Here is a 15,837-nt window from a genome sequence, read left to right on the forward strand (position 1 = left end):
TTATCGTGTTGTTTCCGAAAGAGACGTATTTAACGGAAGTTTCGCGAGCGCGCTGGGACTGTTAGCGTAATTTTTTCGATTCCGTCGGCGGTGAGGTTGATTGCCCCGTCGTGTTGTTCGATTGTTCCGCGGATGATGAGTGTGTTGTTCTTTTCCTCTGCGTTCATGGTGGGTAGAGGACCGCTGTGGTGTGCGGTTTCGGTGCCTGGCAGGGTTGGATCGTCAACAAGGGCTAACTCTTGTGCATACCCAGCGCTATCACGTATAGCCGAACGGGAACGATAGGCGATCACGTTTGCTACTTGTGCAGAATTCCTACGCATGCAACCCAGCCTTCTTTACCAGCGGCTATTCCAGCAATTCTGCTTCTTGTAGCGTTTTCCGTGCCACAGCTAGACGAGTATTCACCCCACATCTCCATTCGAACCTATGTTCGATAATCTATGATCTGCCTCCCACATAAAACGGATGACACTTTTGAGCTACCCTTAAAACGTGTTAGATTTCGTATTTCATGAACCAAAGATTCCTGGCAACACCGGTAACGCGATTCGCCTCGCGGCTTGCACTGGTGCGCGCCTTCACCTCATTGAGCCACTAGCGTTTAATTTCGACGACGCTCACTTGCGTCGCGCTGGTTTGGACTACCACGATTTGGCGGACGTGGTTATCCACCCGAACTGGGAAGCAGCAAAAGAATATTTCGGTGACGATCGGCGCGTTTTTGCTTTCACATCACACACAGAAAACAATTACGCAGATGAGCAGTATCAAGATGGCGACATCTTGTTGTTTGGCACAGAACCAACTGGACTCCCCGATGAGGTATTGAACGATCCCTACCTCACCAAGCATCTACGCATCCCCATGCTCCCAGGCCGCCGTTCACTTAACCTGGCAAATTCAGCATCGATCGTCGTCTATGAAGCATGGCGTCAGTTAGGATTCCCGTCGGCTGCACCTATTTCTTAAAACGTCACCTCCAAGGATACCGGATTTACCCCGCTGACTTACGCCGGGTATACCTCAATCCTTGGAGGTATGACTGACTATTCATACGCAGAACGGGTACTCGGAACGGTTTTAGGAAAAACGCTTACTCGCCGTCGAAAAGAACTTGGCAAAACGCAAGAACAAGTAGCCAACGAAGCAGACATCAACCGTGAACACTATCAGCAAATGGAATACGGGCGATCAGATCGTAAACGTAACTCGCCACTTAACCCGCGGCTCAGCACTCTTATCAAACTGTCAAAAGTGCTTGATATCCCCGTCTCGGTACTTCTCAACGATGCGATCAAGGCCTACCACCTCACGGAAGCTCACATGAACGCGCAAGAACGCATCTAACGAACGCGCAACTCCCACGCCGCCACAGCACCAGCCGCTGCCACGTTGAGCGAATCGACCCCGCCTGCCATCGGAATCACCACGGCATGATCCGCATGCGAGATAGTTGCTGCGCTCAACCCGTCACCTTCTGTACCCAAAATCAACGCCACCTTCGAATCAGGCGCCATCACGTCCGGCAACTGGGCGAACTGATCCAGTGGCAAAGCATCATCACGCAACGCCAACGACGCCGTAATCCAGCCCCGATCTTTCAACATTTGCATGGAGCGTGGCCAGTGCGGAATCCGAGTCCACGGCACCTGGAAAACGGTCCCCATCGATACGCGCACGGCACGCCGATACAACGGGTCAGATGCCGAATCAGTCAATAACACCGCATCAAAACCAAGGGCCGCCATCGAACGGAACACGGCCCCAACGTTGGTGTGGTTAACGAGGTTTTCTAACACAATGATTCGCCGCGCCGTACTATCAGGCCCAAGAAACTCTTCTACCGATGGTAGTTCAGGCCGGTTCATTGCGGCCAGAGCACCACGGTGAACATGAAAGCCGGTAAGTTCTTCGATAAGCTCTTCCGACGCAACATACACAGGAATATCGCCACCATCGGCGTGCCCTGTAGCTTGTTCGATTATTGGCTGTAACGTTTCAAGCCAACGAGCAGACATAATAAACGACCGTGGCGTATGCCCCGCATTGATGGCCCGGCCAATAACTTTATCACCTTCAGCCATGTAGAGGCCGCGTTCGGCTTCGAGGCTTTTGCGTAGCGCCACATCAGTAAGTTTTGTGTAGTCCGCAAGCCGCGGATCGTCTAACGTTTCTAGCTCAATAATCACGCTTCTAGTGTACAAGACTCCCCACGGAAAACCGTGGGGAGTCTTGTGGAGTCGGTTGCCTAAAGTTACAGGTTTTGGCCTGTTTCTTCCGCTACTTCAGTTGCCCGGCTGGCTTCATCTTTCGCATCTGCCAGCGCTTCGTCCGTGCTTTGCAGACTTGTATTCGCAAGCGACGTTGCAAATTCACCATCATCAAGCCCGCTGAAATCAACCTTCACGTTCTCATCGCCAGCTTTGCCGGTGAAACCGGCAGTAACTGCATTGAGAGCCGCGGTGAGTTCAGTTGGAACAATCCATAGCTTCGACGACGACGATTGCGCAATTTCCGGCAGCATCTTCAGGTATTCGTACGACAGGAGCTTAGGATCAGCGTTGCCACGATGGATTGCATCAAAGACCTGCAAAATAGCACGGGATTCACCCTGTGCCTGCAAAATAGCAGCTTGTGCTTGGCCTTCGGCACGAAGAATCTGAGATTGCTTTTCGCCTTCAGCTGTAAGAATCGCAGATTGCTTGATACCTTCGGCAGTCAAAATCGCTGCACGGCGATCACGTTCTGCCTTCATCTGCTGTTCCATTGCAGATTGGACGGTTGCCGGCGGATCAATTGCTTTGAGTTCCACGCGCGAAACACGAATACCCCAGCGGCCAGTTGCTTCATCAAGAACGCCACGAAGTTGCCCATTGATCTGATCACGGCCGGTTAGGGCCTGTTCCATATCCATGGAGCCGATGATGTTACGAAGCGTTGTCACAGCCAACTGTTCGATAGCCGCCATCGGATTCGCGATCTCATAGGTTGCTGCTTCAGGCTGAGTGACCTGATAGTAGATGACCGTATCAATGTTCACCACAATATTGTCAGATGTAATAACTGGTTGCGGTGGGAATGGTACAACCTGTTCACGCATATCGATTCGTTGACGTACAGAATCAATAAACGGCACGAGGAAGTGAAGCCCCGGTTTGAGAGTCTTATGATACTTTCCCAAGCGTTCAACAATCACAGTGAAGCCCTGGTGAACCTGCAAAACTGCACGCCATACAGCAACAACAATAAGCAGAGCAAGGATGCCTAGAACAACAAGAAGAATAACCGATGCGATATCTGGTTCATTTCCCATCAAAGACACCTACCTTTCATTAACATTAGGCCGTGACAACAACGACTCGAGCGCCTTCAACAGCACTGACAATCACTGCCGTATCCGGTTCAATAGGACCTTCGAGTGTAGATGCACTCCACACGTCACCGCCGATTTTTGCCTGCCCAGAGTTTTCATCAATCGCACTCAGGGCAATACCGCCACGGCCAACTAGCGCATACACATTAGATTCACCGGTGGATGAATTATTGATATGCTTTCGTGCCCACGGACGTACCACCAACAGAAGCACTGTTGAGACAACGGCAAACGTGGCAACCTGCATCACAAGATTCCCGCCTAAAGCGGAAACACCTGCGGCTGCAAGAGCACCACCTGCCACCATCGTGAACGTAAAATCAACGGTAAGCATTTCTAAAATCAGCAACACTGCCGAAATTATTGCCCAAATTCCCCAAGCCATTGGAGTCCTTTCTTTGGACCTGATCGTATAGATATCTTACCCGACCAGGCCAGAAAAGATAGACATTACCGGCGTGATGTTGCGAAATACCGTCCATTGACGTGTTCGATCCGCGCAGGGATACCAAAAGCATCAGAGATGTTCACATCAGTAAGAACAGATGAAATCTCCCCCGCAGCAAACACCTTGCCATCCTTCATCAGCAATGCGTGCGTAAACCCGGCAGGAATTTCTTCCATGTGGTGAGTTACCAACACCATCACTGGAGCATACACAGCCTGTGCAAGATCGCTCAGCGTCTCAAGTAGCTTTTCACGGCCACCAAAATCAAGACCAGATGCAGGTTCATCAAGAACAAGAATTTCCGGATCTGACATAAGAGCGCGCGCAATTCCTACCCGCTTACGTTCACCAGAAGAAAGAGAACCAAACGTACGATCTGCCGCGTGAGCAACACCCAACGTTGCCAACAACCCTAGAGCACGCTCCGTATCTTCGTCCTCGTAGCGTTCATTCCACGCCGTGATTTTTCCATATGCGGCCGTGCGAACAACATCAAGTACAGTTTCCCGAGCAGAAATCTTGGCATCCACAGCAGACGAAGCCACGCCTACCAGCGCCTTCATTTCTGCCATATCTGCACTATCGAGCCTTTCCCCTACAATCGCAACATCACCAGAGGTCGGTTGCATACGCCCAGACGCAATAGAAATCAGCGTAGTCTTACCGGCACCGTTTGCACCCAGAATCACCCATCGCTCACCATCATTAACACGCCACGTGACGTCGTTAAGAATCGCATTTCCGTTACGCTGAACAATGACATTTTTTACGTCTAAAACTTCACCCATACAACAAGCCTAAATCATCTTGGCATCAAAACAGTAGTTCAGCGATTGAGAATTGCTCGGTAAAACTCCATAGTTTTGACAGCAATCGATTCCCACGAGAACATTTCTTCAACACGCTCACGGCCAGCCTTACCCATCGCAGCAGCACGCTCTGGATCTGCAACCATAGCCGCCAACGCTTCACCCAGATCACGCTCAAACGTGTCTGGATCAACCGGGGTACCGGTGCCGTCATCAAGCTGTTCGATCGGAACAAGCGTGCCCGTCACGTCGTCGTCGATACAATCAGGAATACCACCGGTAGCTGTCCCAACAACCGGAAGCCCCATCGCCATCGCTTCCAAATTCACAATCCCCAATGGTTCATACACCGATGGCGTAACGAAAGCAGTAGAACACGCAAGAAGCTGCTGAATTTGCAAACGCGGAAGGTGTTCGTCAATCCACACAACAGAATCACGGTGCTCTTGAAGCCCGCGAACAAGTCCTTGAGTCTCCGCCAAAATCTCTGGAGTATCTGGAGCACCCGCACACAAAATAACTTGAACGTCCGCTGGCACATATTCAAGCGCACGCAACAAACCAGGCACACCCTTCTGGCGCGTAATCCGCCCAACAAACGCGATCGTAGGTGCGTCCGGATTTAAGCCGTACGATTCGGTGTAAGCCCGCGCCGCTGCGATTTCTTCATCTGTTTCAGGAGCACGCCACCCATCAAGATCAATACCATTATGAATAACGTGAACCTTGCTTGGATCCACGTTCGGGTAACAACGCAAAATATCAGCACGCATCGCATGAGACACAGCAATAATGCCGTCAGCCGCTTCATACGCGGTCTTTTCCGCCCACGAAGAAACATTATAACCGCCACCAAGCTGCTCCCGTTTCCACGGGCGCAACGGCTCCAACGAATGAGCCGAAATCACGTGCGGCACTTCGTGTAACAATGATGCCCAGTGCCCCGCCATATTCGCATACCACGTGTGAGAATGAACGATGTCCGTTCCTCCCACTCCACCGGCCATCGCCAAATCCACACCGAAAGTCTTCAACGCAGAATTCGCACTTTCAAGCCCATCAAGATAGTCATAACCAGTAACCCGAATAGAATCATATGCGCCAGGTTCCCGAGGGCCGTCAAACGCGTGAACATGAACATCCGCATGTGCTGCTAAAACCTTAGAAAGTTCGGCAACATGGACTCCAGCGCCTCCATAGATGTGTGGTGGATATTCACGTGTCAGCAGATCGACCCGCATGGTTTTTCCTTTCGTGGAGCTTGATTCTGACTTAACAATAGCGTGTTTTCGTGTAAAACAACGAAAATATTCTCACGCAAGTACGGTAATTTCTTGCAGAATAATGGAAACTTTTTGCAAATATTCGACATTGCTCAGGTAAATGTCCAAATATCCCCCACTAGCTGACGCACTTCGTTAAAGTTGGCACTATGTATGGAGTAAGAAGATCAAAACCACGTGTTCTGGCGATCGTTCTTGCAGGTGGCGAAGGCAAACGTCTCATGCCGCTCACACAAGATCGCGCCAAACCAGCAGTCCCCTTTGGCGGCATTTACCGACTCATCGATTTTTCCCTGTCAAACTTAGTGAACTCGGGATACCTCAAGGTTGTTGTGCTCACCCAGTACAAGTCCCATTCACTCGACCGCCACATTTCCCAAACGTGGCGCATGTCCACCCTTCTGGATAACTACATTGCTCCTGTTCCAGCACAGCAACGTGTGGGCAAAAGTTGGTTCTCTGGTTCTGCGGACGCCGTATTTCAGTCCCTCAACATTCTGGATGACGAACGCCCAGATTACGTTGTGATCACTGGCGCGGACAACATTTACCGTATGGACTTCTCCCAGATGGTAGCCCAGCACATCGAATCTGGTTGCGGCCTCACAGTAGCGGGCCTCCGCCAGCCACTAGAGATGTGCTCCTCCTTCGGTGTGATCGATACGGATCCAACCGATTCCACGAAGGTTCGCCAATTCCTTGAAAAGCCAGAACACGTTGACGGCCTGCCAGATTCCCCGAACGAATTCCTGGCATCCATGGGAAACTACGTGTTCAGTGCGGACGCACTCGTAGACGCGCTCTACACTGACGCCGAAAACGATTCATCCAACCACGATATGGGTGGCGACATCGTCCCAATGTTCGTTAACCGAGGCGATTGTGGGGTCTACGATTTCACATACAACGAAATCCCAGGATCCACCGAACGCGATCGCAACTACTGGCGTGACGTCGGCACAATTGACATGTTCCACGAAGCGAATCAAGATCTGATTGCCATCAACCCAATCTTCAATCTCTATAACACGGATTGGCCGCTCTACACGGGCTACACTGGTTTACCACCGGCCAAGTTCGTCTATGGCCACCACGAACGATTGGGCCACGCACTCGATTCAGTCATCTCCCCCGGCGTGATCATCTCCGGCGGTGAAGTGATCGCATCCGTGCTCTCACCACACGTCCGCGTCAATTCCTGGTCCTCCGTTCGCGATTCCGTCCTTTTCGACGGCGTCAACGTTGGCCGAAACGCCACAGTGATCCGTGCAATCGTAGATAAATACGTAAAGATCGACGAAGGCGCCCAGATCGGCATCGATCATGAACACGATAAGGCCCGCGGATGTTGGGTATCAGAAGGTGGCATAGTCGTTGTTCCAAAGGGAGTTCACATCAAACGGGACTGACCCACGGATCTCCACTCCATGCGCAGCGCCTAGCCGATACTTCGGTTAGGCGCTGTTGCATCCCGGCTAGGAAGTGCGTTGCTATCAGGCGATCGCAATCAGTTCGAGGTAATCATCGGACCAGAGATCCTCATCTCCATCAGGTAAAAGGAGCACGCGTTCAGGATCGAGTGCTTCCACTGCGCCTTCATCGTGAGTCACAAGAATGACGGCGCCTTCATATTTACGTAGGGCGCGCAGGATTTCTTCGCGCGATGCTGGATCAAGGTTGTTGGTTGGTTCGTCCAGGAGTAGGACATTCGCGGCGGAGACGACGAGCATCGCCAACGCCAGACGCGTTTTTTCACCGCCAGAGAGTACACCTGCGGGTTTATCCGCGTCATCTCCGGAGAAAAGGAACGATCCGAGCACGGAACGCACGCCAGTATCATCAAGTTCTGGGGCCACATAGCGCAAGTTTTCGACCACGGTTTTGTTGGTATCAATCGTGTCATGTTCCTGAGCATAGTATCCCAGTTTCAAGCCATGACCTGCGATGACTTCCCCTGTATCAGATTCTTCCACGCCGGCAAGGATACGCAGGAGCGTGGTTTTTCCGGCACCGTTATAGCCGAGCACAACCACGCGAGATCCGCGATCGATAGCCAGATCGAGCCCCGCGAAGATTTCTAGCGAACCATACGATTTGGAGAGTCCTTTTGCCAAAAGTGGTGTTTTTCCTGACGGCGCGGGTTCAGGGAACCGCAGGTGAGCAACTTTTTCTGCAGCGCGAGTTTCTTCCAGATCGCCAACGAGTTTTTCGGCTCGCTTGAGCATGTTTTGGGCCGCGACTGCCTTGGTGGCTTTGGCACGCATTTTATTTGCTTGCGCGGTGAGCGCGGCGGCTTTCTTTTCTGCGTTTGCGCGTTCACGACGACGACGGGCTTCGTCACTTTCCCGCTGTTTAAGATACGCATCCCAGCCCATCGAATAAATATCGATGACGGAACGGTTAGCATCCAGATACCAGATCTGATTGACGGTTTCGCGTAGCAATTCAACAGAGTGGGAGATCACCACATACCCGCCGGAATACGCCTTGAGCCAATCTCGAAGCCAGATAATAGAATCGTGATCAAGATGGTTCGTTGGTTCATCCAGAAGAAGCGTATCTGCTCCAGAAAAAAGTACACGGGCAAGCTCAACACGGCGGCGCTGACCACCCGATAGCGTGTGCAGTTCTTGATCAAGCACGCGTTCCGGTAGTCCAAGGGATGCAGAAATCTGCGCGGCTTCAGCTTTGGCAGCGTAGCCACCTGCAGCAGTGAACTGCATATCTAGACGTACATACTTTTCCATAGCTTTTTGCTGCTTAGCACCGGTGAGGGTGGCCATATCATGCTCAGCGCGTTCAAGCGAACGCAAAGTCTGTTCAATTCCACGAGCAGACAGGATACGATCGCGTGCTGTTTGATGAGGATCACCAATTCGTGGATCTTGTGCTAGATACCCAATGGAGCCTTTTCGGCTGATCATACCAGCGTGTTCCACAACTTCCGATGTTGTGCCTTCTCCAGCAAGTAGGCGTAGAAGTGTTGTTTTGCCAGCACCGTTACGGCCAACCAAACCGATGGCAGAGCCCTTATCGACGTGAAGAGTTGCTCCAGCCATGAGGGTGCGTGTGCCAATATTCATTGAAAGATCTTGGGTATGAATCACCCTCCTAGTTTACCTATCTCCTGCGTTTCTCTATATCTCGCTCGTGGTGTAGCTCCCCACACCAACCGTGTAGACTCGCAGTACTATCCCCATCGAGTGAGGAATGCACATGAGTTTTAATAATGACATCACGCTAGATACGTCAGGAACTCGCCGTGGAGGCGGGGGAAAAGTTGCAGCAGGCGGAATCGGTGGTCTAGGACTTGCCGGTGTGCTCATCTATTTCCTTTTCACGGGGCAACTACCACCACTTGAAACAATCATCGGTTCTGCGCAACAATCACAAACCTCACAACAAAGCCAAAGTTCATTAGAACAGGAATGCCGTTCAGGCAAAGATGCGAACACTAAAGTTGAATGCCGGATGGTTGCTGGGCAAAATTCCATTAACGAAATGTGGAATGCTCAGCTACCAAAAGATACGGGGATCAAACACAAAACGCCTGGCTTCACGCTCTTCTCCAATGGAGTAAACACCGCGTGTGGCACCGCCTCATCTCAACAAGGTCCGTTCTTCTGCCCAGGCGATGACACGATTTATATTGACGTTTCTTTCTTCAACCAGCTAGAACGCCTAGGAGCGAAGAACGCGCCTTTGGCTCAACTCTACATTTTGGCACACGAATGGGGCCACCATATTCAGCTTCAAACAGGCGTACTACAACAAATCGATCACCGTTCATCTGGCCCCCAATCCTCCATGGTTCGTTCTGAACTCCAGGCTGATTGTTTAGCTGGTGCTTGGATTCACCACGCATCTACCACGGTGGATCCAGATACTGGCATCCCTTTTATGAAGCAACCAACAGATGCCGAACTCACGTCAGCTCTTGAAGCAGCATCAGCCGTTGGCGATGATCATATCGCTGAAATTTCTGGCCGCCGCGCGAATCCAGATAACTTCTCTCACGGTTCAGCAGCGAAACGGCTTGAATGGCTCAAAGTTGGCATCGAAAACGGCACATACAACGCGTGCGATACATGGAGCGTTCCCACCCCGTAACCTTACAACTGGACAAGAAACCAGAAGTCACAAGAGGCGGCAGGAATCCCCTGCCGCCTCTTCACATATCCGATCAGACGTTAAATCCGAGAGCACGTAGCTGGTCTCGGCCATCTTCCGTAATCCGATCTGGGCCCCATGGTGGAAGCCACACCCAATTAATCCGGAATTCTTTCACTAGGTTAGCCACGGCCATCGCGGCTTGTTCTTCAATGACGTCAGTCAGCGGGCATGCCGCCGATGTCAATGTCATATCAGCAACCGCCGAATCGCCATCAATCGTTAGCCCATACAACAAGCCAAGATCAACGATGTTAATCCCCAGTTCGGGATCAATCACATCGCGAAGGGCTTCTTCTAGCTCTTCAACTGTGACCTGAGAATCGGTCATATATACTCCTTAGCTTGATTTAAATATTACTGCTGATCCTGCAATGCCTGATCAGTAGCGTCACGCAACGCCATCCAACCTAACAACGCACACTTAATACGCATCGGGAATTTGGACACTCCTTGGAAGGCAGAAGCATCGTCGAGAAGATCGGCAAGGTCGTCGTCCATCTCAAGTCCACGCTGATCCATCATGTCACGGAAAGCATCGAACAATTCGTCGAATTCTTCAATAGTTTTGCCCTCAACTAAATCGTGCATGATAGACAAGGAAGCCTGCGAAATCGAACAACCTTGACCTTCCCACGCAACCTTTTCTAAACGCGAGCCGTCACTAGACAACTTCACTCGCATCGTGGCCTGATCGCCACACGTTGGGTTCACTTGGAAAGACTCTCCCCCAGCGTCATCCAGATGCCCCTCACCGTGCCGTTCACGCGAAGCATCAAGAATAATCTGTTGGTACATCTGATCAAGATCGCTCATGACTATCCTTCCACCCCAAAGTACGAGCGCACACGCGCCAGCCCCTCAAGGAATACGTTCACATCATCTTCCGTATTATACGGGCCGAACGATACTCGTGACGACGCGAAAACGCCGAAATGCTGATGAATCGGCTGAGCACAATGGTGCCCCACACGGATCGCAACGCCAGAAGCATCAAGAATCTGCCCGACGTCGTGAGGATGAACCCCCGAAACGTCGAACGCAATCACGCCCACGCGATCTTCCGCAGAAACTGGCCCCAAAATACGAATCCCATCCAGGTTGCGCATCTGTTCCAACGTATACGCAGTCAACGCCTTCTCATGTTCGGCAACCGTCTTCATGCCAACTGTGGAAAGATAATCAACCGCAGCCCCAAATCCAACGATCTGAGCCACTGGCTGAGTCCCAGCCTCAAAACGCGCTGGTGGCATAGCAAACGTGGTTTTCTCCATCGTCACTAATTCCACCATCGAACCGCCAGTCAAGAACGGAGGCATACGCCGCCCCAACTCACGCTTCACATACAGCGCCCCAATCCCCGTTGGCCCCATCATCTTATGCCCAGAAAAAACGGCAAAATCTGGATCCACCTGGTGAAAATCCACCGGAATATGCGGAGTGGACTGGCAGGCATCCAACACAACAAATGCACCGACTGCACGTGCCGCCGCAACGATCGTTTCCACAGGAGAAATCGCGCCCGTCACGTTGGAAATGTGTGTGAACGCCACAACTCGCGTATGCCCATCAATCACGCTAAGCGTGCCAAGAGCAATCTGCCCGTCAGGCATTAGATCCAGCCAGCGCAACTCCACGCCCAGCTTGCGGCACACCTCTTGCCACGGGATCAGGTTCGCATGGTGTTCAGCGCGAGTGACCACTATATTATCGCCTTCGCGCAACGCAAACGGAGTCTTTTTCCCTCTCCGCGCGTCAAGCGATTCATTCACAAACGTGTACGCAACAGCATTCAATGCTTCTGTTGAATTCTTGGTCCACGAAATTTCGTCAGGGAACGCCCCCACAAACGCGGCCACCTTCGCGCGCGCATCCTCAACCGCAATCGTTGATTCAGCCGCCAATATATGCGAACCGCGATTCACAGCGCCGTTATGCATCAGTTCTTGTTCTGCAACCGTTTCCATCACCACAGATGGTTTTTGCGACGTGGCAGCAGAATCAAGGTAAACGAGAGGTACCCCATCGTGAGCATCACGGCCCAAGATGGGGAAATCCGCCCGTGCAACTCGTGCACTAATCACGGTTTTAGCCTTCGTACTTTTCGTAGCCTTCTGCTTCCAGTACTGCAGCAAGTTCTGGCCCGCCAGATTCAGCCACGCGGCCATCAACGAACACATGCACAAAATCAGGCTTGATGTAGTTGAGGATGCGGGTGTAGTGGGTGATCAGCAGAACGCCATTCTGAGTGGATTCGTGAACGCGGTTAACGCCTTCTGAAACCAACCGAAGTGCATCCACGTCCAAGCCGGAATCCGTTTCATCAAGCACGGCGAACTTTGGCTTGAGCATTTCCAGCTGGAGCGTTTCAACGCGCTTCTTTTCACCGCCGGAAAAGCCGACGTTCACATCGCGGGACGCGAAGTCGTCGTCGATCTTCAGATCGGCCATGGCCTTCTTCATGGTCTTGACCCATTCGCGCAACTTTGGTGCTTCGCCGTCGATCGCGGTCTTGGCGGTGCGCAGGAAGTTGGTCACGGTCACGCCAGTCACTTCAACTGGGTACTGCATGGCCAAGAAAACGCCAGCGCGGGCGCGTTCATCGGCAGACATTTCGGCGATGTTTTCGCCGTCAAGCAGGATGTCGCCTTCGGTGATGGTGTACTTCGGGTGGCCTGCGATGGCGTAGGACAGGGTGGATTTTCCGGACCCGTTCGGGCCCATAATCGCGTGGATTTCGCCGGAGTTGATGGTGAGGTTTACGCCGCGAAGGATCTGCTTCGGGCCTTCTGCTGTTTCAACGGAAACGTGCAGGTTCTTAATGTCGAGCGTAGACACGTGTTTTTCTCTTCTCTTCAACGTTTAATACTAGGGATTTTAGATGGTGATATAGACGTCTGTGCCGTCTAATGTCACTGGATAAGTGGTGATCGGCTGGGTTGCGGGTGGTGTGATGACATCGCCGGTGGCCAGGTCGAATGCGGCGCCGTGGCGCGTGCATTCGATCGTGTCATCTTCCACCCATCCTTCGGAGAGTTTGAACCGCCCGTGCGAGCAACGGTTTTGCGATGCGAACCAGCGCCCGCTTTCTGTATGAATTACTGCCACGGATAGTGGGGCACCGTCTGGCGTGGAAAGTTCGAATCCTTCCACGTTTCCGGGTTCTACTTGGGAGGTTGCGCATACCCGAATGTCAGGCATTATCTGCACACCCCATTGTTAGATCGAGTTCGGCTTCGATGGCTTGCATGAGTTTCGCTTCCACCTGTTCCACACCGATTTGTTGGATGAGTTCAGCGAAGAAGCCGCGAACTACGAGGCGCCGGGCTTCGTCTTCTGAGATGCCTCGGGACATGAGGTAGAAGAGTTGCTCGTCGTCGAATCGGCCGGTTGCAGATGCGTGGCCGGCGCCTTCGATTTCGCCTGTTTCGATTTCAAGATTTGGTACGGAATCTGCGCGTGCTCCACGGGTAAGGAGGAGGTTGCGGTTGAGTTCGTACGTATTAGTTCCGGTTCCTTCTGGGCGGATGAGAACATCGCCTACCCACACAGAGTGGGCGTCGGTTCCTTGTAGCGCACCTTTGTAGGTGACGTTGGAGATTGCGTTTGGCACGCTGTGATCCACGAGGAGTCGGTTTTCTATGTGTTGGCCACCATCTACGAAGTAGGCGCCGAGCATATTCACGTTCGCTCCCGGTGCGGAGTATTCTACGGAGGACACCACGCGTACGAGCGATCCTCCTAGGGAAACCACGATGTGTTTCAGGGTTGCGTCGCGTCCTATACGGATTCGGTTGGAGGCGGTGTGTACTGTGCCTTCGTCCCATTCTTGAACGGTAACAAACGTGAGGTGGGCTCCATCGCCGACGACGATTTCCACACCTTCGTTGATTCGCCCAGTTCCGTTGTGGGTAAGGACGACGATTCCTTCTGAATGCGATTCTGCTTCAACGTATACGTGAAGTGGTGCAACGTCAGTGTTTCCCTGCCCGGTCACTGCGATCACGGTTTCGTGTTCGAGTTTGGTATCGCGTGGGAGGGTGATGGCGTGTGCCTGGGTGAACGCGTTCCATTCAACAACGGAGGTGCGATCTTCTGGTGGAGATACGCGGCCGAGTCGCGAATCGTCACGTGCGATGAGTTCGTAGCGAGCGTCACCGGTCACGGTAACGGCAGGTGTTTCGTCTGTGGCGCCTGTGAAGAAGTCGTCGATTTTTTCGATCGGGGTGAAGCGCCAATCTTCTTCGCGCCCGTGTGGGATTGGGAATGCTTCGAGATCGAATGAGAGTGCGCGATCTGCGCGAGAGTTCATTACTTGCGACATCAGCCGACGGATCCTTCCATCTGAAGTTCGATTAGTCGATTCAATTCGAGTGCGTATTCCATCGGAAGTTCGCGTGCGATTGGTTCAACGAAGCCACGCACGATCATCGCCATGGCGTCAGTTTCTTCGATACCTCGGGACATGAGGTAGAAGAGTTGGTCTTCAGACACTTTGGATACGGTTGCTTCGTGGCCCATTTCGACGTCATCCACACGTACGTCCACGTACGGGTATGTATCAGAGCGGGAAATAGAATCAACCAAGAGTGCGTCACACAGCACGTTTGACTTCGAATTGTGTGCATTTTCTTCGATTTGAACGAGGCCACGGTATGCGGAGCGTCCACCCCCGCGCGCAACAGACTTCGACACGATCGACGACGACGTATTCGGCGCCATGTGAACCATCTTCGAACCGGTGTCCTGGTATTGGCCCTCGCCTGCGAATGCGATCGACAGCGTTTCGCCGCGTGCGTGTTCGCCCGTGAGGTAGACGGCTGGGTACTTCATGGTCACTTTGGAACCGATGTTGCCATCGATCCATTCCATGGTTCCGCCTTCTTCGACCATTGCACGCTTCGTGACCAGGTTAAAGACGTTGTTGGACCAGTTTTGGATGGTTGTGTAACGGACTCGCGCGTTCTTTTTGACGAAGATTTCAACGACGGCGGAGTGCAGCGAATCCGATGAGTAGATTGGAGCTGTGCAGCCTTCGACGTAGTGAACGTAGGAGCCTTCGTCAGCGATGATAAGCGTACGTTCGAACTGCCCCATGTTCTCAGTGTTGATACGGAAGTATGCCTGAAGTGGGATCTCCACGTGAACGCCCTTAGGGACGTAGACGAAGGAGCCGCCAGACCAGACTGCCGAATTTAAGGAGGCGAACTTGTTGTCACCTAATGGAATTGCTGTACCGAAGTATTCTTGGAAGATTTCTGGATGTTCGCGTAGGCCGGTATCGGTATCGAGGAAGATAACGCCTTGTTCTTCAAGATCTTCACGAATCTTGTGGTAAACGACTTCCGATTCGTACTGGGCTGCAACACCGGCAACCAGGCGTGCTTTTTCAGCTTCTGGGATGCCTAGCCGATCGTACGTGTTCTTGATGTCTTCAGGGAGATCTTCCCAGGAGGTTGCTTGACCTTCTGTGGACTTCACGTAGTACTTGATCGAATCGAAATCGATTTTGCCAAGATCTGCGCCCCAGGTTGGCATCGGACGGCGTTCGAAGAGCTTCAGCGACTTCAAACGCTTCTTCAGCATCCATTCTGGTTCGCCCTTACGTTCAGAAATATCGCGAACGACGTCTTCATTCAAACCACGTTTTGCTGAAGCACCAGCTGTATCGGTGTCATGCCACCCATACTGGTACGAGCCTCCAATGGCTTCGATAGTTTCTTCTTGGGTTAGCTGTTCTTGTGAACCCAT

At 52.2% G+C, this 15,837-nt stretch carries 18 protein-coding genes; 4 read left to right on the forward strand and 14 right to left on the reverse strand.

The features are described 5' to 3' along the window. Nucleotides 1-29: 29 nt before the first annotated feature. The gene (locus tag ARCH_RS04680; RefSeq protein WP_041640369.1) at nucleotides 30-323 is read right to left on the reverse strand and encodes a hypothetical protein; all 294 of its coding nucleotides are present in this window, start codon (nucleotides 321-323) and stop codon (nucleotides 30-32) included. Between the two features lie 172 nt (nucleotides 324-495). Here ARCH_RS04680 and ARCH_RS04685 point away from each other — a divergent pair, with 172 nt between their 5' ends. Together ARCH_RS04685 and ARCH_RS04690 are read left to right on the forward strand one after the other, a co-directional pair. After that, nucleotides 496-972, forward strand: coding sequence for a tRNA (cytidine(34)-2'-O)-methyltransferase (locus ARCH_RS04685; protein ID WP_013170139.1), 477 nt, complete (start codon nucleotides 496-498; stop codon nucleotides 970-972). 69 nt (nucleotides 973-1,041) lie between these two features. Beyond that, nucleotides 1,042-1,350, forward strand: a complete 309-nt coding sequence (locus ARCH_RS04690) for a helix-turn-helix domain-containing protein (protein WP_013170140.1) — start codon at nucleotides 1,042-1,044, stop codon at nucleotides 1,348-1,350. Here the strand turns inward: ARCH_RS04690 and ARCH_RS04695 are convergent. The 5 genes from ARCH_RS04695 to glgA form a co-directional block, all read right to left on the reverse strand. Then, nucleotides 1,347-2,192, reverse strand: a complete 846-nt coding sequence (locus ARCH_RS04695) for a TrmH family RNA methyltransferase (protein WP_013170141.1) — start codon at nucleotides 2,190-2,192, stop codon at nucleotides 1,347-1,349. The genes ARCH_RS04690 and ARCH_RS04695 overlap by 4 nt on opposite strands. 65 nt (nucleotides 2,193-2,257) lie before the next feature. Continuing rightward, complete coding sequence (locus ARCH_RS04700) at nucleotides 2,258-3,316, reverse strand: SPFH domain-containing protein (RefSeq protein WP_013170142.1); 1,059 nt, start codon at nucleotides 3,314-3,316, stop codon at nucleotides 2,258-2,260. Nucleotides 3,317-3,341: 25 nt separating this feature from the next. Continuing rightward, a complete protein-coding gene (locus ARCH_RS04705) occupies nucleotides 3,342-3,761 on the reverse strand; it encodes an NfeD family protein (protein ID WP_013170143.1) in 420 nt (139 codons plus the stop codon). A 65-nt stretch (nucleotides 3,762-3,826) separates the two neighbouring features. Further along, complete coding sequence (locus tag ARCH_RS04710) at nucleotides 3,827-4,612, reverse strand: ABC transporter ATP-binding protein (RefSeq protein ID WP_013170144.1); 786 nt, start codon at nucleotides 4,610-4,612, stop codon at nucleotides 3,827-3,829. 38 nt (nucleotides 4,613-4,650) lie between these two features. After that, complete coding sequence (glgA, locus tag ARCH_RS04715; protein ID WP_013170145.1) at nucleotides 4,651-5,874, reverse strand: glycogen synthase; 1,224 nt, start codon at nucleotides 5,872-5,874, stop codon at nucleotides 4,651-4,653. A gap of 191 nt (nucleotides 5,875-6,065) precedes the next feature. Here glgA and ARCH_RS04720 point away from each other — a divergent pair, with 191 nt between their 5' ends. Beyond that, nucleotides 6,066-7,325 (forward strand): glucose-1-phosphate adenylyltransferase, encoded by a 1,260-nt coding sequence (locus ARCH_RS04720; protein ID WP_013170146.1) that lies wholly within the window; start codon nucleotides 6,066-6,068, stop codon nucleotides 7,323-7,325. Between the two features lie 84 nt (nucleotides 7,326-7,409). Here ARCH_RS04720 and ARCH_RS04725 read toward each other — a convergent pair whose 3' ends face one another. Beyond that, on the reverse strand, nucleotides 7,410-9,023 hold the full coding sequence (locus ARCH_RS04725) for an ABC-F family ATP-binding cassette domain-containing protein (protein WP_013170147.1): 1,614 nt from the start codon (nucleotides 9,021-9,023) through the stop codon (nucleotides 7,410-7,412). Nucleotides 9,024-9,132: 109 nt separating this feature from the next. On the opposite strand from ARCH_RS04725, the gene ypfJ reads away from it, so the two are divergent. After that, nucleotides 9,133-10,026 carry a KPN_02809 family neutral zinc metallopeptidase gene (ypfJ, locus tag ARCH_RS04730; RefSeq protein ID WP_013170148.1) on the forward strand — a complete coding sequence of 298 codons (894 nt, stop codon included), beginning with the start codon at nucleotides 9,133-9,135 and terminating at the stop codon, nucleotides 10,024-10,026. Nucleotides 10,027-10,099: 73 nt separating this feature from the next. On the opposite strand, the gene ARCH_RS04735 is transcribed toward ypfJ, so the two are convergent. Genes ARCH_RS04735 through sufB form a run of 7 tightly spaced genes read right to left on the reverse strand, consistent with a single transcriptional unit; the run spans nucleotide 10,100 to nucleotide 15,837 of the window. Continuing rightward, nucleotides 10,100-10,417, reverse strand: a complete 318-nt coding sequence (locus ARCH_RS04735; RefSeq protein WP_013170149.1) for a metal-sulfur cluster assembly factor — start codon at nucleotides 10,415-10,417, stop codon at nucleotides 10,100-10,102. Nucleotides 10,418-10,443: 26 nt separating this feature from the next. Continuing rightward, entirely contained in the window at nucleotides 10,444-10,902 is a 459-nt protein-coding gene (gene sufU, locus ARCH_RS04740) for a Fe-S cluster assembly sulfur transfer protein SufU (protein ID WP_013170150.1), read from the reverse strand. 2 nt (nucleotides 10,903-10,904) lie between these two features. After that, complete coding sequence (locus ARCH_RS04745) at nucleotides 10,905-12,170, reverse strand: aminotransferase class V-fold PLP-dependent enzyme (protein WP_013170151.1); 1,266 nt, start codon at nucleotides 12,168-12,170, stop codon at nucleotides 10,905-10,907. A gap of 4 nt (nucleotides 12,171-12,174) precedes the next feature. Then, nucleotides 12,175-12,924, reverse strand: coding sequence for a Fe-S cluster assembly ATPase SufC (gene sufC, locus ARCH_RS04750; RefSeq protein ID WP_013170152.1), 750 nt, complete (start codon nucleotides 12,922-12,924; stop codon nucleotides 12,175-12,177). Nucleotides 12,925-12,963: 39 nt separating this feature from the next. Beyond that, the gene (locus ARCH_RS04755; RefSeq protein WP_013170153.1) at nucleotides 12,964-13,287 is read right to left on the reverse strand and encodes a Rieske (2Fe-2S) protein; all 324 of its coding nucleotides are present in this window, start codon (nucleotides 13,285-13,287) and stop codon (nucleotides 12,964-12,966) included. After that, complete coding sequence (sufD, locus tag ARCH_RS04760) at nucleotides 13,280-14,410, reverse strand: Fe-S cluster assembly protein SufD (protein ID WP_013170154.1); 1,131 nt, start codon at nucleotides 14,408-14,410, stop codon at nucleotides 13,280-13,282. Before sufD ends, ARCH_RS04755 begins: the two co-directional genes overlap by 8 nt. Further along, nucleotides 14,410-15,837 carry a Fe-S cluster assembly protein SufB gene (gene sufB / locus ARCH_RS04765; RefSeq protein WP_049765895.1) on the reverse strand — a complete coding sequence of 476 codons (1,428 nt, stop codon included), beginning with the start codon at nucleotides 15,835-15,837 and terminating at the stop codon, nucleotides 14,410-14,412. The genes sufD and sufB overlap by 1 nt, the downstream gene beginning before the upstream one ends.

This window comes from Arcanobacterium haemolyticum DSM 20595 (assembly GCF_000092365.1).
GTDB classification, from domain to species: Bacteria; Actinomycetota; Actinomycetes; order Actinomycetales; family Actinomycetaceae; genus Arcanobacterium; species Arcanobacterium haemolyticum.